The organism is Acidipila sp. EB88, from assembly GCF_003858395.1.
Classification (GTDB): domain Bacteria; phylum Acidobacteriota; class Terriglobia; order Terriglobales; family Acidobacteriaceae; genus EB88.
On the sequence record NZ_QWEV01000005.1, the window covers coordinates 2,589,517 to 2,607,373 of the forward strand.

The window sequence follows — 17,857 nt, forward strand, 5'->3', positions numbered from 1 at the left end:
CGACCCGGTACTTCGATGCGTGCGCACCACGTGTCTTACTGGCGACGCTTGTTCCGGCCCCGCCGACCCACCCACAAGACTTCTCAGCAACAGAAAAGCGACCCTGCAGGGTCGCTTTTCTGTTGCTGCACCCACACCGGCACTTACGCCTCAGGCACAAACTCCGGCTTCACCGGCTGGTCCAGCGTCTCTGCCGCTGTCTCGCTCTCCTCGGTCAGCTTCTTCAGCGACACGTGCTCAAACCGCGACCACACCAGCCCTACCGGGATGATGCTCATAAACGTCACCACCAGCAGCATCGCCGCCGCACCCAGCGCCGGTTCCGGCGCCACGTTGAAGAAGCTCTGCATCGCCTTGGCCACGATGCCGATCTGCGTAAACCACCCGATGATCGGCAACTGGATCAGCGACCCCGCGGTGCTGGTCGCCATCAGCAGCATGCAGCGCGACAGCGTCATGTGCGCCAGCTCCGCCGACGCCGTAAACGCCCGCAGCGTCTCCAGGTACGAGTACGCAATCATCATCCACATCACCAGCGACAGCACCAGCGCCTGCACAAAGCCGCCAAACGAGTTGATCGCGTTCAGACCTTCCCGGAACACCAGGATCTTCTCGCGCACACTCGCACCCAGCTTCGGGGAAAGCGAACCCACGCTGCGTCCCATGAGCTCCGCCACCTGCTTGCCCGCAGCCCGCACAAACACTGCAAAGCCCACAAACACGATCACCACCGCCAGCGCCAGCAGCGCCGTGTGGTTGATCCGGTCCGCATGCGGCAGCGTGTGACGATCCGGCGCGAACAGCAGCACCAGCGCGAAAATCAGCGCCACCGAGCCCATGTCGAACATGCGCTCCACCGTGTACACCGCCACCTGCGCGGTCAACGGAATGTTGGTCCTGCGAGCCACCAGGTATGGCCGCACCAGGTCGGCCAGCCGCCCGAACAGCGCCACCGCCGTAAAGCCGATCACCTGCGTGCCCAGCAGCGACACGCCACTCACCCGCTTGGTCGGCCGCAGCAGCGCCGCCCAGCGAACCGCACGGATCACGTAGCCGCCCCAGATCAGCAGCACTCCCACCCCGAACAGCTTCCAGTCCGCCAGCCGTAGCTGGTTCACAAAGGTGCCCCAGTCAAAATGAATGCGGCCCCGCAGCAGGAAAACGCCCACTGCCAGAATCACCAGCACCGCAATGCCGAGTGTGGTGCGGTTGGGTCCCTTGCTTTTCTCTTTCAACGCTGGTTCTCCTGCGAAACATTGTGGCGCATGGTGCTCTGCCTTGGCTCAAGCTGTAGTGGACGCCCGGACTCGGAGCGGCGCTTGCAGACCGGACTCGCGAACCGGCGCAAAGTCCTGGCTCGAAGCTGATCCTCAAAGCTCCCGGCGGCGCGAGGTCAAGGCTTGGTGACGCGCACGGCAGCCGCAAGCGTCATCGCCTGGCGAGCGGCGTAGCGCTGGTTAAATTCATGAATGATCCGGGCAACATAGGCCCGTGTCTCGCGATAAGGTGGCACCCCGTGCCAGCGGTCCACCGCACCCGGTCCGGCGTTGTAAGCTGCCAGCGCGTAGGCCAGGTTCTCGTGGTATCGCTGCAGCAGCGAGCCTAGGTACGCCGCGCCTCCGCCTACGTTCTCGGCGGGCGCAAAGCTGTCATGCACGCCAAGCGCCGCGGCGGTACCCGGCATCAGCTGCATCAGCCCTTCGGCGCCGGCGTGCGACCGCGCATGCACCCGGCCATTGCTCTCGGCATGCACCACGCTGGCCAGCAGGTCTACGTCGAGGTCATGCGCAGCGCCTGCTCCTGCCAGTACCTCGTGCAGTTCCGCGCCGGTCAGGTTTTCGGGTGTTTTTGGGGGTGTCCCGCCCGCCTGCTGCGCCGCAACAACCAGCGGCGTCGTGCTCGCCGCTTGCGCCGGCACCATCGGGGTAAAGGCTTCGGCGGCAACGATATCGTCGGTACGCACTTCCACGTAGTCCGCCGCCACCTGGTCAAGGTACAAGCGAGTGCGCTCACCCTCCACCACGCGGTGATCGCAGACCAGGTCATACCCGTTCCGCAGCGTAATGTGTTCGGCCGCCAGCGCCGCCGGGGCAATCAGGGCGGGCAGCGCCGTCGCCAGCAGGGCGACCCGGTACGGGGCATGGAACAGGGAGAGCATTGGGCAAAGCCTACCACGGTGCCGGGTAGTATTTCGGGGAGGCGCGCCCATCCCCAACCCGGCGGTCACACCGCGCGCACCACCCGGCGCACCCACTGCAACCAGGCCGAGTCTCCCCCCGCTTGCATCACCGTGGCCCGGCCCACTCTCGGCTGTTCGTCCCGGCTAGCCCACCGACTCGGCTGCAAGCGCGATGATGTCCGCCACGGCCTGCGGATGGGACAGGAACGGGCAATGGCTCGACGGAACCGAGTGCACCGTCGCCTGCATGCGCTCGGCCAGGAACTGCTGCGCGGGCGGCGGAATCATCTGGTCCTCCGTGCAGACCAGGTACCAGGAGGGAATCGTCGCCCACGCCGGGGTACCCTGTTTTTCTTCAAAGGCAGCCACGCTGAGCGGTTTCTGCACCGCGGCCAGCACCGCCGCCTCGTCGTCGGTGGCATCGCCCGCAAACACCTTGTGAAGTTGCTCCCGCTCAATCCACAGGAAGCCATGGGCATCCGGTTTCACAGCCGCGGCACCGGGCGGCGGCGGTCCCTGGCTCGCAAGCGACGCCAGGCTTTCCCCTTCGGCCAGCCCGAAGGCGGTGACGTACACCAGGGCCTTCACCTGCGGCGTCGCCGTGGCCGCCCCGGTAATCACCGCGCCTCCGTACGAGTGCCCAACCAGCACGGTTGGTTCTGCCTGCTCAGCCAGCAGCCGCTGCGTCACTGCTATGTCCTCCGCCAGCGACACAAGCGGAATCTGCGCCGCCGTCACCGTGTAGCCCTTGGCTTGCAGCAACAGAATGACCTTGCTCCAGCACGAGCCATCGGCCCAGGCTCCGTGTACCAACAGGATGTTTGCTTTGCTCACACTTCCTCCATTGCGTTGTTGTGGAGATCCCTTGTTCCATGGCAGCCCCTGCCTGCGGGTTGCTAACAACGAGCACGCCGCCCACTAGTTCCCGGTGGCTGTTGGGGCTGTGCCCCGGCCGCCGGCGGCCTGCCCGATAAAGTCGGCCACGTCGTTCGGCTTGGAAAGCATGGGCACGTGGCTCGTCGGCAGCGTCAACACCGTGGCATGCATGCGCTTGGCCGTGGCCTGTTCCTGGTCCGGCGAGATCATGCGATCGTGCGTTGCCACCACAAACCAGCTCGGCTTTTCGTGCCACGCAGCCGTGGTGATCGACGCGCCCAGCACCGCTCCCTGCGTCGGCGTCTCCGTCGCCAGCAGGATGGCCTTCTCCGCCTCCGGCAGGTCCTGGGCGAAATCCTCAAGCACTCCCGTGGGCGTCAACACCAGGAAGCCGTCTTCAATCGGGCGCAGCTCGCTCACGCCAGGCGTCGGCCCGTACGACTTGCCCAGGCTGCCCGACGACTCGCCGGCGTCCGGCGCAAACGCCGCCACGTACACCAGCCCTGCCACCTTGGCATTGTTGCCGGCTTCCGTGATCACCGCTCCGCCATACGAGTGGCCCACCAGCAGCACCGGGCCATCCTGCGCGTCGATGATGCGCCGGGTCGCCGCCACATCGTCCGCAAACGAGGTCAACGGGTTCTGCACGCACACCACGTGCAGCCCTTTCGCCTCCAGCAACGGCACAAGCTTTGACCAGCTCGATCCATCGGCCCATGCGCCGTGCACCAGCACGACGTTCTTGATGGGAGTCGCTGCCCAGGCGCGTGCTGGAGCAAACGATGGCACAGCGAACGGGAAGAGCACGATCGCGCGGCTGAGGACGAACAACACGGAGCGGAGCGGCATAGTGTTCCTTTCTGGTTGCGAAGCGTGGAAGGGCAGCGTCCTGCGTGCGTGTTGGCGAGCCACAACCTGCGGGACGGACCGCGGGGATCACTCTGGATCCGCGCGGGTGTTTTCCTCTGTTGCCGGCACCGCCGGCAACAGCTCTGTACCGAGGGAACCACTCAGGTGGCGCCCACATCGCGCACGACACGCAACCAGCAGCAGCGCGGCTGCCACCCCGTCGCTTACCCCTCGCGGGGATGCGATCATCTGCAAGCCGCTCTGCAACCATGCCCGCGTCCAGGAACTCACCGCGGCAAGGTGACCCATCGGTAGCGAGCAAACCCCTTGCGAGAAGTGTGCTGAAGTAGTTGCTGATGCAGTCGCGGAAGCATTCGCTGAAGCCGTCATGGCAGCACCCTGTTGAAGCCATGCTCGCCGCTTGCGACCAATCTGCTCAGCCCCTGTGAAGCGAGCAAACCGTCACTGCATCGAGTGAGTGCAATGGCCTGCCATCGAGCGCAGGCATTGCACCATTTGCGACACGTTGAGAGAGATCGAGCGAGAGCCGCGCGGCAACGCCGGCGTCAATCGTGCAGCATGATCTCGCGCCGCCCGAACAGGCGCGCATCCAGCGAGAACGCACCCGGGCCCACCGCGGCCAGCACCATGGTGATCACCGACAGCTGCAACAGTAGCGACGCATGCAACGCGGGCGCGGCACCGCGCAGCGAACACAGCAGCAGCGCCAGTGCGGCTTCAAGGCTCAGCGTCAGCGACGCGATCGGTGTAGCCACGCCGATCAGAACGCAGAGCACCGCCAGGAACGAAACAACGCGCAGCACCACGAGCACGGAGAGCGGCATGGCCATCCACAACAGAAACACCTGTGCGTCCTGCACACTCTGCATCGCCACGGCCACGCGCAGCAGCAACAGTCCGGCTCCAGGCAGTCCAGCGGGAAACGCAAAAAATAATCGCTGCACCAACAGCCTCCCACCGACAAGCCACATCCCCTCCAAGCTTAGCCAGCAAGGCGGACCACGGCATCCCTCAAGTGAGTGACCGGCACCACGGCAACGTGGAGCTTGCGATGCAACGCACCCGCAACCATTCCACACACTCTAGAATCGCGCGACAAAGCCCGCGGCCAGCACGCGTGCCACCAGCCCACACAACGCAGCCCACGCAAAATTCAAAGCTGCATAATGCCCCGGCGCACCGCGATCGAAACCGCCTGCGTCCGGTCACTCGCGCCCAGCTTCTCCAGGATGTTCTTCATGTGGCTCTTGATCGTCTCCTCAGACAACGCGAACTGGTGCGCAATCTCCTTGTTGCGATTGCCCTCCGCCACCTGCTTCAGGATCTCGACTTCGCGCTGACTCAGCGTTTCCAGCCCCATGTGTTCCGCCAGGTTCGCTGCGACACCCGGATCGATGCGCCGCCGTCCCGCGTGGATCTGCCGTATGGACTCCACGATCTGCTTGCGCGGCATCGTTTTCAGCAGGTAACCCGCCGCACCCGCCTTGAGCGCGCGGTTCACCTCCGCATCCCCGGCAAACGTCGTCAGCAGGATGACCTTCACAGTTGGCCACTTCGCGCGAATCGCGATCATCGCATCGATGCCGCTGATATCCGGCAGGCGCAGGTCCATCAACACCAGGTTGGGCTGCAGGCGCTCGCACAAAGCAATCGACTCGCGCCCGGTCGCGGCCGAGCCCACCACCTGCATGTCCGGCTCATGTTCCACCACCATCACGATCCCTTCCTGCAGCAAGGGATGATCGTCAACGATAAGTATTCTGATCGGCTGGTTCATCACGCACCTGTTCCTTTTCCAAAGACTTCTGCCCCTGCGCTCGCAGCGCAGGGGCGAACCGCGCCCGCACCCGTGCCCACCATCCCCGCCGCCCACTGCGCACATACGCCATGTGCCCCGGCACAATCAGTTCAATCTCTGTGCCTTCTGCGGGACGCGTCCAGATCCTGAGCTGTGCGCCTGTCTTGGCGGCGCGCTCGCGCATGCCCGTCAGGCCCCAGTGTTTCTCTTTGCCCGACTGCACGATCGCTTCCGCAATGCCGATCCCGTCATCGCGCACGAACAGGTGCAGGCCCGCACTCTTGTACACCAACTCCACCTCGATCAGCGAAGCCTGCGCATGGCGGTACGCGTTCAACACCGCCTCGCGGCCGATCAGGAACACCTCGTCGCTGCACAGCGGCTCCAGTGCCTCCGGCGAGCCATTCACCACGATGCGATAGGCCGCCGTCCCTTCCAGTCCCAGCTCCTGCGGCACGGCGGCCAGGCCACTCTCCAGGTCGTGGCTGAAGCGCACCCCCGTGCGTAGCGTCATCAGCGCACTGCGGCAGTCTTCTGAGACCTGGCGCATCAGCGCCAGCACCCGCCGGAGCATGGGCGCTGCCGGCGACTCGCGCGGCACGTACTCCGCCGCCACGTCGAGCTGCAGCGACGCGCTCAGGAATCCCTGCAGCAACGTGTCATGCAGGTCCTGCGCAATGCGCATGCGCTCGGCCAGTCGCTCTTCAAAGCGGATGTGTAACTGGCTCGCCAGCTGCAGAGTGCGCAGCCTGTGCGCCCACCACATCGCAAGCACCACCAGCCCCGCCGCGCATAGCCGGAACCACCATGTCTGCCACAGCGCTGGCTCGATCACAAAAGGTAGCGAAGTATCTGCGGAGTTCCACACCCCTTCGCCGTTCGACGCGATCAAGTGGAAGCGGTACGTGCCCGGATCGAGATGGGTGTAGTCCGCCTCGCGCGCGTCCGTGGCCTCGCTCCACCCCTTGTCAAACGCGTCCAACCGATAGCGGTAGCGCACCCGCTCCGGCATCGCCAGGCTTACCCCTGCGAACTGCAACAGCAGCCGCTGCTGCGAGGCAGGCACCCGCGCGTCCCCTATCGGCACCGTGCGCCCGTCCGCCAGCAGCGCCTTGATCTGCACCACCGCCGCCGCTGCAGGCCGCGCAAAATCCACCGGGCTGGCCGCGGCAAGCCCGCTGCGCGTAGAGATCCAGACCCGTCCATCCCTGTCCTCCAGCATCGAACGGGAGCGCCGCACGCCCTCGGTCGAAAGCAGCCCATCCGCGCGGCTGTACCGGCGCACCTCTGCCGCGTCCAGCGTGCCCGCCGTCAGCTTCGCAGCGTCGACCCGCAGCACCTGGTCCGGCATCGCGAACCACACCGAGCCCGCGCTGTCCTCTGCCATGCCCAGCACCGGCTGCTGCAGCGGCGCAGGCACATGCGGCAGCCGGTGCAGCACGCCCGCCGCAAACAAAACCGGCCCATCCGCGGTGCCGATCCACATGCCGCGCCCCGCGTTCCCAGGCCCCGACCGCTCCCGCAGCAGCGCTGTCACCTCGTTCGAGGGCAGCCCATCCTCCACCCGCAACGTCCGCCACGTGCCCCCGCGCAGCACGCTCACCCCGTTCGGCGTAGCGACCCACACAGCGCCCCCATCGTCCTCGGCAATCGCGGTGACGGTGTTCGCCGCCAGCCCGTCGGCGGTGGTGTACGTGCGAAACTCCCCATCCTTCCAGCGGCTCAGGCCCGCACTCAGCGTCCCGGCCCACACGGTCCCATCCTGGCTCGCGTGCACCGCATACACACTGTTCTGCGCCAGTCCGTCTGCCCGGGTATACGTCCTGCTCGTGAGCGCGTCGCCGACGCGCTTCAGGCGCGTCAGCCCGCTCTGCTGCCCGCCCACCCACACCGCGTCGCCCACGCCGGCGATTGAGTACACCGTGTCGCCCTGGAGCGCAGCCACCCGGGCGCGCTCCACCCTGCCATGCTCCATCCAGCGCAGGCCGCCGCTCGCCGGCGCAAACCACACGCGTCCATCCGGCGCCGCAAAGATCGGCCCACCATCGCCGCGCGGCATCCCCGCCGTGCCTGCATACGACACAAACACCCCGTCCCGCCAGCGTTGCAGCCCTGCGGCACTGCCGATCCACAGGTCCCCCTCACGGTCTTCCAGCATCGCGGTGCACACCACCGCGGTGCGTTCGGCCTCCGGCGGCGGTGCAGCCTCACCGCCTGCCGCGGCCGCAAACCGAAACAGTCCCCGTGTCGTGCCCGCCCACACATTGCCGTCGCGGTCAGCAGCCAGCGTAAACACCTGGCCGCTGCGCAGCGCGAGCGGCACCCCGGCATTGCCGATCCGTGCGCCGTCCCAAGCAAAAAGCCCGTCGTCCGTGCCAACCCAAAGCCGGTTTCCCGGCGCAGCCATCAGCACGTTGATCTTCTTCGGCCCAGAGCCCCCGCTGCGCTGCACGGCGCGGCCTTGCTCCATCGAGAACAATCCGTTATCGCTGGTACCTACCCATAGCCTGCCGTCCGTGGTCTTTGCCGTGGCCAGGATCAGCGTTCCGGGCACCGCGATCGACCCCGCTTTCTCGACGCGTCCCCTGCGGTACGCGAACACCTCCTGCCCCACCGTGGCCAGCAGCACGCCGCCGTCCGGGCTTGCCGACATCGCCGTGACATACCCGTCCGGCAGCATCGCCCTCGAAGCGAAGTTCTCAAACCGGCCGTTCGAGTAGCGCAGGATGTTGGCGCCCTGCATCCACACCCACAGCCCACCCTCGGCATCAGTCGCCAGGCCCAGCACATGCGTGATCGGCACGCCCCGGCTTGACTCCTGCACCGTGTGAAAGCCCAGGCCGTCGAAGCGCACCAGCCCGCGCGCGCCTCCGATCCACAGGCAGCCATCCGGCGTCTGCGCAAAGGCGGTCACCTGTCCGGCAGGGAACCCGTCCTCCTCGGTCCAGGTGCTGCGCAGGTACTGCACCGTCGCCCGGTGCGGGTCCAGTGCCGACGCGGCACGGCCCCACCACCCAAGCAGCACCACGCCGAGTACCAGCCATGAGCGCAGGGTCAGCATGGCTCAGGGCAGAAACTGGAACCGCTGCACCACCACCTCGGTGGCCTGCTGCTGCGGGGCCGGGGTGTAGTCAAAGGTGCAAAGGTTGATGTGTACCGACTCGGTCCTCGGCGTCGGCACATCCGACGTAAACGCGTGCTCGGCAATGGTCGTCCTCCTGCCGGCCGGGCCCGATCCGCGCACCGTGGTGAAGGTGGTTTTCGACGGGTCCCAACGCAGCATGAATGTCAGCGCGCCCGCGGGCGCCACGTACCGGTAAGTGTTTGCAGGCCGATAGAACGGCTGCACAATGTACTGCGCGTTGCTCCCCCTGGGGCTCCCCCACTGGCTCACCACCGCGGCCATCTCGCGCCGGTCCTGGTCCGTTCCCATCGCGTCCCATGTAAAGAAACTCAACACCGCCGCCGGGTCCATCCTCGCCACGTCCCCTACTGAGAACACGTAGGTGCCATACCCAAGGCTCCGCCCCAGCGCCACCTCGGCACACGCCCAGCCGCTGGGCGTGCGCGTGATGTGCAGGTGCAGCGCGCCGCGCGCATCCACGCTCGCATTCGCCAGGTCGTAGTTATGGGGTGAGCCGTTGCGGTCGCTCCCGATCTCTCGTATGTCCCAGTCATAGTTGCTGAAGCGGAGATGCTGCACCGGCGCCGGCCCGCCGCTTGGCGCCACGGTCGCCACCGCCGCATATTCCTGGTTCTCCGCCGGCAGCGTTTCCATCTGGTGCGCGGGCACAAAGCCTGGATTTACCAGCAGCGCCGCATAGCGTGTGCCCAGATGGGTCGCGTTGCTCCAGCTTCCATCCGCGGCAATCTCGGTCAGCGGCCGGATCGTCAGCGGCTGGATCCACCACGTCGTCCCGCTCAGCGCATACAGCACCACGTGCTGCCCTGCACGCGCGCCGCGCACGTGGCCGCGCAGCACACCCGTGGCTCCCGCGCCGCTTGGCCCCGGCAACGGCACCTGGTCAAACACCAGCACCGGTTCGCTGCGGGCGCGCCCCGCATGGCAGCCCCACGTGCAGAAACAGGCACAGGCCAGAAGGCCCCAGCACGCGAGGTTCCCGGCAATCCTGGCCATCGCGCTAGCCCTTTCTCCACACAGCAACCCCGGCGTCCAGCCCACACGCATGCCCCTTTTGGCCCATCTCCTTTGCGGCCAGACACCAGTGCAGCCGCTCCATCGCAGGCAAGTGCAACCGCGCCAGTGCCCCACAGCACCTGCCCCAGGAATCGCCCACAGTCTACTCCAGCCGCTCCACCGCCCCGCCCAGACTACGTGCTTCCCGCTCACACCCGCTCACTCTTTCGAGGGAGCCTCCATCCCCTGCCTCTGAGGAGCCCCGCACTCCCCGGTTCAGGCTGGCCCGCGCACGCCGCGCGGCGTCCCATGGGGGCAGCGTTGCTGCCTGCAAAGCTGCAACTTCGCGCAGCCGCAAACACACGCGGGGGCCACGCACCGGCGACTGGCATGCACAACCACACCCTGCCGGCGAGTCCATCTGCGCCGCGCAGCCTAACCGCACCGTTCAAGGAGCAGCTTCCATGCCCACCCTCACAAACAAAGTGGCACTCATCACCGGTGGTTCCCGCGGCATCGGCGCCGCCATCGCACAGCGACTCGCAGCTAACGGTGCAGACGTCGCCATCACCTATGCCCGGGACGCGCAGGCCGCCGCCGCCGTGGTCACGGCAATCGAGTCCACCGGGCAGCGCGCCCTGGCCGTCCAGGCCGACGCAGCCGACACCGAAGCGGTCGCTGCCGCGGTGAACAAAACTGCCGCAACCTTCGGACACATCGACGTGCTGGTCAACAATGCGGGCACAGCCTTTCCCAGGCTGTTTGAAGAAGCAACGCTCGAGGAGATGGATCGCGTGATCGACATCAACTTTCACGGCGTCCTGGTCGCCGCGCAGGCCGCGCTCAAACACATGCCCGACAACGGCCGCATCATCTCCATTGGCTCCTGCCTCGGCGAGCGCGACATGACCCCCGGCATGACCGCATACGCAGCCACCAAGGGCGCGTTCAGGATGTTCACGCAGGGCCTCGCCCGCGAGGTCGGCTCCCGCGGCATCACCGTCAACAATGTCCAGCCCGGCCCCATCGACACAGACCTCAACCCCGCAGCCGCGGAGTGGGCCGCGCCGCAACTCGCCAACACCGCGCTGCACCGCTACGGCCACGTGGAAGAGGTCGCTTCGCTCGTCGCCTTCGTGGCCAGCCCCGAAGCCTCCTACATCACCGGCGCCAACCTCACGGTCGACGGAGGCACCAACGCCTGAGCCCCCCGGCAAGCCAGGGCTTCCCCCATAAGCCCACCACACCTGCAACGTAAAGCAGGCGCGCCGGTCCAGGCGCGAGCAGCACAAAACCGCCTGCGCGGCTCGCGGCCACTTCGTGGCGGGTGGGCTTGAAAGATCTCAGGGCCTGAACGGGAGGGGAGTGGCTGCCACACCAGGGAGGAGAGTCAAAAGGGAGGCAGGGAAGTGAGTGATCCGCGCCCGACCTTCTCCGCGGCTTGCCTTGAGCGCCACAACGCTGAGCGGAGTGACTTGCTCACGATCGTCCTTCTCGAAAGGCCGCCTTGAACTCAGCCACGCTGAACACGGGCAATGAGTCGTAATACACGGTCCCGGAACCCGCCTCAAGCACGCCCACGCTAAGCAGCGCTGACTCACTCAAATCAGGCCTCTCAAGAACCCGCCGCAAGCGTAGCAACGCTGAACAAAGCTGAGTGAGGCGCGATCGTCCAGCTCCAGACCCGCCTCAAGTGCAGCACTCTTGACCTGAGGCGAGTTACCCGCCTAGTCCTTTTCGAAGACCAGCTTCAAGCACACCCATGCTCAGCGCTGACTTACTCGCAGTCGTTCTCGACAACGGCCTCAAGCCCAGCAGCTAAGCAGTCTGCGCCTCGGCCGCCACGTTGCCCGCTTCCACCAGCGCTTCCAGCGCCTGTTCCAGCGCCTGCGCCGCGCCGTCCTCATCATTGGTCGCGCACACCTGCCACCCGCCGCGCTCCGCCTCGGCATGCAGCAGTTCCGCCGCGTTGCCCATCAACACGGGCTGCCCGGCCCAGCGCAGCATCTCCAGGTCGTTCCAGTTGTCGCCCACCGCCATCACGTTCTCCCGCGCAATCCCGCGCTGCTCGGCCAGCCGCGCCAGCGCCACGCCCTTGTTGCAGCCCAGTGGCAAAATATCCAGGATGCTCAGGTCCTTGTCCACATACTCGGTCCGGTGCATCTCGACCCTTGCTGCAAACGGCGTCGTGAGCAGGTGCGTCTCCGCCGCATGCATCTGCGCCACTGTTCCGCAGATCATCCCCTGCATCGGCGCATCGCCCCGGTCGAACACCCGCTCCAGCGGATCCACCTGCTCGATAAACGGCAGGTTCGCATCCACCCACAGAGCTATCCGGTCATGCAGCCGCTCCAGCGACTCCAGCACCAGCTCGCCGCGCCCCACCTTGTCGAAGGTAAACACCATCGTCCCGCCAAACGGCCGCAGTTCCGCACACAAAGCACGCGAGGTTGCGAGATCAAGAAAGAACCGGTGCATCTCCGCCCCGCCAAACTCGCGCGTCGACGCCCCGTTTGACGAGATCAGCACCGTCTCCGGCGCAAGCCCCGCCGGCTCAAGCAGCGGCAGTGCATACGCCGCACGACGCCCCGTCGCCACCACCACCTCGACCCCCGCCGCCACCGCCGCACGCAGCGCCGCAATCGTGCGCGCGCTCATCTGCTCCCCACGCGTAGGCAGCAGGGTTCCATCAATATCGAACGCAACAAGGGCAACCGGGGGCAGGTGGGCAGGGCGCGGAGTCATGGGCCAAGTCTACCGGGCCACACTCCCTGCCCGGGTAACAGCGCCAACAAAGCCTTGCATCCGGTAACGCCCCGTCCCGCAACCGGCACCGCTTCCCATTCCGGGCCTGGACGGCAAAACCGCCTGCGCGGCTCGCGGCCACTTCGTGGCGAGTACTCGTTAAGAACAAAGGTCTCAGGTGCCCGGGTGAAGCTATCCGGGGCGCCTTGAGGCCTCCTGCTTTTCAGGTGCACATGTCCCGAAGGGACCGCAAGCCGCGCAGGCGGTTTTGCCTTCATCCGCCGCCGCTATACCCTTGAACGCATGCCCCGGATCGACTCGCTCCAATGCTCGCGCTGCCACAAGCACACCTCGGCCGCCACCCCGCAAACCGTCTGCCCGCACTGCGCCGGCGTGCTCTACGTGCGCTACGACATGAACGCCTTGCGCCAGACCGCCCGCAAGCCTGAGACGGCACCCGCGGCAACCCCCGTGAGCGCCAGCTCGACCACAGCATGTGGCGCTATCGCGATGTGCTGCCCGCGGTCGAGCCCGTCACGCTCGGCGAGGGCTGGACCCCCATGCTCCAGAGCCGCCGCTACGAGAACGCCTGGCTCAAGGAAGAAGCCACTAACCCCACCGGCACTTTCAAGGCGCGCGGCCTGTCCATGGCCGTCACGCTGGCCCGCCACTACGGCCTCAAAAAGCTCGCCGTACCCTCGGCCGGCAACGCCGCCGGTGCGCTCGCCGCTTATGCCGCGGCCGCCGGCATCGAGGCGCACATCTTCATGCCGCGCGACGTGCCGTTTGCCAACTACCTCGAATGCATCGCCTACGGCGCACATACCACCCTGGTCGACGGCCTCATCTCCGACTGCGCGCGCATCGTCAACGAGCGCAAGGAGGCCGAGGGCTGGTTCGACATCTCCACCGTCAAGGAGCCCTACCGCGTCGAGGGCAAAAAGACCATGGGCTACGAGCTCGTCGAGCAGCTTGGCTGGGAGTACCCCGACGCTGTCTTCTACCCCACCGGCGGCGGCGTCGGCCTCATCGGCATGTGGAAGGCGTTCGAAGAGATGGAACAGCTCGGCTGGGTCACCGGCAAGCGCCCCAAGATGATCGCTATCCAAAGCTCCGGCTGCGCTCCCGTCGCCCGCGCTTTCCGCGAGCACGAGCACGCCTCCACCATGTGGCAGAACGCCGCCACCTTCGCCTCCGGCCTGCGCGTGCCCAAGCCTTACGGCGACTACATCGTGCTCGACATAGCCGAGCAATCCGGCGGCCTTGTGCTCGACTTCCCCGACGAAGACATTCTGCGCTCGCTGCTCGACTGGTCCCGGCACGAGGGTCTGCTGCTCTCACCCGAAGGCGCCGCCGCCACCGCTGCTTACGACCACCTGCTCGCCACCGGCTTCCTGAGCAAAACCGATCGCGTGGTCCTGTTCAACACCGGCGCCGGCCTCAAGTACACCGACCTCACCGCCCAGCAGATGGGCCTCAAACGCCCCGTCACCGAGGCGGACCTGCCCGCCCGCATGCCCGTAGGCGGCATCATCACCCCGCAGTAAACGCAAGATGTCCTGCGCGGGAAGCGCACACGCCGCAACATGTCTTTACACGGGACAGAGCAGACAACAAATCCCGGAGCCTACAACACAGCGGGTGCCCCATGTCTCGCGTTTTAGACGTGGGCTCCGCGTACCCCCAGATCACCAGCGACCCAATCTCGCAACACCCGCCAGTAAGTCGCGGTAAGCCGCCAGCCGCCAGCCTCACTAAGCCGCCAGCCTCAGCAAGCCGCCAGCCTCAGCAAGTCGCTAACTTCAAGCAAGTCGCCAACTTCGAGCGCCAACAACAGCGCTGCCCCAGCAGGCAGCCTCGCCCCACCCCACACCCAACTGTCATCCTGAGCGAAGCGAAGGATCCGCGGTCGCCCTCCGCGGTCGTCCGACAGCCCCCTACGACCGCCCGCACACTCAAACCGAAACAGGCTGCATCTGCCCCGACGGCGTCGACTGCGAAATCTCCTGCTCCGCCGCGTTCATCTCCACGCCCACCTCCCCAAACAGCGGCGTACTCAAATACCGCTCCCCCGTATCCGGCAGCATGCACAAGATCGTCGACCCGGCCGGTGCCTCCTTAGCCACCATCAGCGCCGCGGCAAACGTCGCGCCCGAGCTGATCCCCACAAAAATCCCTTCCCGCTGCGCCAGCTCCCGGCTGCACCGGTACGCCTCCGCATTTGGAATTCGCAGAATTGGGCTCCAGAAGTTCACCCCCGCAAGCTCCATCGCGTCCTCCGTCAGCTTGGGAATAAAGTCCGGGCTCCAGCCCTGCTGCGGGTGCGGATGCCAAGCCGGGTGGCTGCCCGCGCCCGATCCATCCGGGTTGCGCGCCTGCGCGATCCCGCTCGCCAGCATCGGCGCATCGTCCGGCTCGCACACCACGATCCGGCATTCCGGCCGCTCTTTCGCCAGCACCCGCGACACACCCTTGAGCGTCCCGCCCGTGCCAAACCCCGTCACCCAGTAGTCCAGCCGCTCGCCCGCAAAGTCGTCCACGATCTCGCGCGCCGTAGTCCGCGAATGCATATCCGCGTTCGCCTCGTTCTCGAACTGCCGCGTCCAGAACCAGCCATGCGCAGCCGCCAGCTCGCGCGCCTTGGCCACCATGCCCGTGCCCCGTCCCGCCGCCGGTGTCAGCACCACCTTGGCTCCCAGGAATCGCATCAGCTTGCGCCGCTCCACCGAGAAGGTCTCCGCCATCACCAGCACCAGCGGATACCCCTTCTGCGCGCACACCATGGCCAGCCCGATGCCGGTGTTGCCGCTCGTTGCCTCTACCACTGTCTGCCCCGGCTTCAACTGGCCGGTGCGCTCCGCCTCTTCAATCACGCCCAGCGCCAACCGGTCCTTGACCGAGCCCAGCGGGTTGAACGCCTCGACCTTCACGTACAGGTCCACATGCTCGGGAGCCAGCCGGTTGATCCGCACCACCGGCGTCTTACCCACTGTTTCGAGAATGTTGCCGTATCGCTTCGCCATACATTGCCCCTTGTGTGTGCTGCTCGCTCTGTCTCGATGGGGGATTCCGAAGCTGTTGCTCAACGCCTTGGTCTTTAACGATCACCCGCCACGAAGTGGCCGGCCGCCGCGCAGGCGGTTCAAACGTGTTTTGCCGAGCTAATACCCATTCGCCATCAGGTACTCCAGGCTCACCGCAAATCCCACGTCTCCGGTTGTGTCCCGCTCCGCCAACCGCGTCCACTGGTCGTCGTTCCGGCCCGGTCCCAGCAGGCCATTCTGCACCGCCAGCTTCATCAACACGTCCGCTTCCAGGTTCACGCGCGAGCCCACCTGAAGCGTATGGAGGTTGGTCGCCTCGTACGTGTGCGGAATCACCGCCACATGCAGTTCGCCCGCGCCCGTCAGCGTGTCGTCCTGGGCATCCTTCTCCGGGAACCACCGCGCAACCGTCAGGCTGATTCCTTCGATCGTGACCGAGCCCTTCTCCACCACGAATCGTCCCACCGCCGGCGGCACCGCCACGCGCAGCCGCCAGTCTGTGCGCTCACCCTCGCCGATCCGCTCCAGCCCCAGCAGCTCCCCTGTCGCGTCCACGTGTCCCTGCACAATATGCCCGCCCAGCGGCGTTCCCGCCGGCGTTGGCAGCTCCAGGTTTACCGCCGAGCCCACCGCCAACGCCGCCAGCGACGTCCGATCCACCGTCTCCTGCGCCAGCTCCGCGTAGAAGCGATCCGCGCCCGGCTCCAGCGCCGTCAGGCACACCCCGCTTACCGCCACGCTGTCGCCGACCTTGAGGCTCGCCGCCAGCTTCGGCGCCAGCACCGCGAGGCGCAAAGTCCCCGCAGCCGGTGTCACCGACTCGATCGTTCCCATGCTCTGTACCAGTCCTGTAAACACGCCGTTCTCCTCGAGCAAGCAATCTCGCACAATGCCGCAGCCGCGCACAACGGGCTCAGGCCCGGCAGCCGCTATCCATCCCGCCACGGATCGCGCAGGTACGCATCCAGCCGCAGGTCCGAGCCCGAGTCCGACACCGCCACCTGCCGGATCTCCACCGGCAACGGCATCCCCCCGGCCAGCAGCGGCACCCCTTGTTCCCCCAGGAACATCGGCGCGTAAAACAGGCACAGCTTGTCCGCCAGCTGCGTGCCCTCGCCGTTGTCCAGCAGCGCGCGGTTCAGCCGCGACCCGCCTTCCACGAGCAGGTTCAGCACCCTGTACTGCTCGGCCAGCAGGTGCAGCACGCCGCGTAGATCGAGTCCATGGCGTTGCTGCGACTGCTGCGGAGGCGCAGACTGCCCGGCGTCTGCTCCCGGCTGGCTGGTCGCCTGCTGCGTGCCGCCGGCCATGCCTTCCAGCGACACATCCTCGGCTGCGGCTTTGTCCCGCATGCTTCGCACCGCGCGCACCTGCACGCCCTTTGCCTCGAGCGCCATCCATCGCGCCCGTTTTTCACTGTCGATCGGGCCATCCGTTGTGCACACCAGCACATCCTCGGCCGCGGTCTCCACCAGCTGGCAGCCCAGCGGCAGGCGCAGCTCCGAGTCCAGCACCACGCGCAGCAACGGCCTTCGACGTTTCGAGCCCGAGCGATCCGTCAGCAGGGGATTATCCTCGAGCACCGTGCCGATGCCGGTCAACACCGCATCCGAACCGAGCCGCATCTTCTGCACTGCCAGCAGCGAGTGCGCGCCCGTCAGGTAGGCAACGCTGCCCGCGGCCTTGGTCGCCGGCGGCGGCGCAATCCGCCCGTCCAGCGACAGCCCGGCCTTGAGCGTCACAAAGGGCAGCTGCTTGCGAATCCAACGCGCAAAGCCGTCGTTGATCGCCCGCGCCTTGTCTGTCAGAATCCCGGTCGTGATCTGCACCCCGGCCGCCCGCAGCAGCTCCACCCCTTTGCCGTTCACCAGCGGGTTCGGGTCGCCTGTCGCAATCACCACGCGCTCCACCCCGGCCCGTGCCAGCGCCTCGGCGCATGGCCCCGTCCGCCCGGTATGCGAGCACGGCTCCAGCGTCACGTACGCCGTGGCGCCGCGTGCCTTGTCGCCCGCTTCCCGCAGTGCCACAATCTCTGCGTGGTCCTTGCGGTCGTAGTAGTGCGCACCCGCGCCTACAATCAACCCATCCCGCACCAGCACGCAGCCCACACGCGGATTCGGCGAGGCCTGCCCGATCGACTCGTGTGCCAGCAACAGTGCCTGTGACATTCTTTGTGCATCGATCGCGTGGCGATCCCCCAAGAGGCG

General features: G+C 66.6%; 14 protein-coding genes. 2 read left to right on the plus strand and 12 right to left on the minus strand.

Translation table 11 applies throughout. The annotated features are described in order from the left end of the window. Positions 1 to 143: 143 nt before the first annotated feature. From D1Y84_RS11320 to D1Y84_RS11355, 8 genes are all read right to left on the minus strand, one after another. On the minus strand, positions 144 to 1,235 hold the full coding sequence (locus D1Y84_RS11320; protein ID WP_124848667.1) for a lysylphosphatidylglycerol synthase transmembrane domain-containing protein: 1,092 nt from the start codon (positions 1,233 to 1,235) through the stop codon (positions 144 to 146). Between the two features lie 158 nt (positions 1,236 to 1,393). Next, a complete protein-coding gene (locus tag D1Y84_RS11325; protein ID WP_124848669.1) occupies positions 1,394 to 2,158 on the minus strand; it encodes a lytic transglycosylase domain-containing protein in 765 nt (254 codons plus the stop codon). Positions 2,159 to 2,323: 165 nt separating this feature from the next. Then, entirely contained in the window at positions 2,324 to 3,013 is a 690-nt protein-coding gene (locus D1Y84_RS11330) for an alpha/beta fold hydrolase (RefSeq protein ID WP_124848671.1), read from the minus strand. A gap of 84 nt (positions 3,014 to 3,097) precedes the next feature. Next, on the minus strand, positions 3,098 to 3,904 hold the full coding sequence (locus tag D1Y84_RS11335; RefSeq protein ID WP_124848673.1) for an alpha/beta fold hydrolase: 807 nt from the start codon (positions 3,902 to 3,904) through the stop codon (positions 3,098 to 3,100). 566 nt (positions 3,905 to 4,470) lie between these two features. Continuing rightward, positions 4,471 to 4,869 carry a hypothetical protein gene (locus D1Y84_RS11340; RefSeq protein WP_124848674.1) on the minus strand — a complete coding sequence of 133 codons (399 nt, stop codon included), beginning with the start codon at positions 4,867 to 4,869 and terminating at the stop codon, positions 4,471 to 4,473. 209 nt (positions 4,870 to 5,078) lie between these two features. Then, a complete protein-coding gene (locus tag D1Y84_RS11345; protein ID WP_124848676.1) occupies positions 5,079 to 5,702 on the minus strand; it encodes a response regulator transcription factor in 624 nt (207 codons plus the stop codon). Beyond that, a complete protein-coding gene (locus D1Y84_RS11350; RefSeq protein ID WP_124848677.1) occupies positions 5,671 to 8,784 on the minus strand; it encodes a sensor histidine kinase in 3,114 nt (1,037 codons plus the stop codon). The genes D1Y84_RS11345 and D1Y84_RS11350 overlap by 32 nt, the downstream gene beginning before the upstream one ends. 3 nt (positions 8,785 to 8,787) lie before the next feature. Next, on the minus strand, positions 8,788 to 9,861 hold the full coding sequence (locus tag D1Y84_RS11355) for a hypothetical protein (protein WP_124848679.1): 1,074 nt from the start codon (positions 9,859 to 9,861) through the stop codon (positions 8,788 to 8,790). A gap of 464 nt (positions 9,862 to 10,325) precedes the next feature. On the opposite strand from D1Y84_RS11355, the gene D1Y84_RS11360 reads away from it, so the two are divergent. Beyond that, the gene (locus D1Y84_RS11360) at positions 10,326 to 11,066 is read left to right on the plus strand and encodes an SDR family oxidoreductase (protein ID WP_124848681.1); all 741 of its coding nucleotides are present in this window, start codon (positions 10,326 to 10,328) and stop codon (positions 11,064 to 11,066) included. Between the two features lie 613 nt (positions 11,067 to 11,679). Here D1Y84_RS11360 and D1Y84_RS11365 read toward each other — a convergent pair. Beyond that, complete coding sequence (locus tag D1Y84_RS11365) at positions 11,680 to 12,606, minus strand: HAD-IIB family hydrolase (RefSeq protein ID WP_124848682.1); 927 nt, start codon at positions 12,604 to 12,606, stop codon at positions 11,680 to 11,682. Between the two features lie 494 nt (positions 12,607 to 13,100). Between D1Y84_RS11365 and D1Y84_RS11370 the strand changes: the two genes are divergently transcribed. Beyond that, complete coding sequence (locus D1Y84_RS11370) at positions 13,101 to 14,153, plus strand: threonine synthase (RefSeq protein ID WP_233581352.1); 1,053 nt, start codon at positions 13,101 to 13,103, stop codon at positions 14,151 to 14,153. Between the two features lie 408 nt (positions 14,154 to 14,561). Here the strand turns inward: D1Y84_RS11370 and cysK are convergent, their stop codons facing one another. The 3 genes from cysK to ribD all read right to left on the minus strand — a co-directional run bounded on the left by cysK (position 14,562) and on the right by ribD (position 17,818). Next, positions 14,562 to 15,629, minus strand: a complete 1,068-nt coding sequence (gene cysK / locus D1Y84_RS11375) for a cysteine synthase A (protein WP_124848684.1) — start codon at positions 15,627 to 15,629, stop codon at positions 14,562 to 14,564. Positions 15,630 to 15,767: 138 nt separating this feature from the next. Next, on the minus strand, positions 15,768 to 16,508 hold the full coding sequence (locus tag D1Y84_RS11380) for a riboflavin synthase (protein ID WP_124848686.1): 741 nt from the start codon (positions 16,506 to 16,508) through the stop codon (positions 15,768 to 15,770). Between the two features lie 71 nt (positions 16,509 to 16,579). Next, entirely contained in the window at positions 16,580 to 17,818 is a 1,239-nt protein-coding gene (gene ribD / locus D1Y84_RS11385) for a bifunctional diaminohydroxyphosphoribosylaminopyrimidine deaminase/5-amino-6-(5-phosphoribosylamino)uracil reductase RibD (protein ID WP_158615432.1), read from the minus strand. Positions 17,819 to 17,857: the final 39 nt, after the last annotated feature.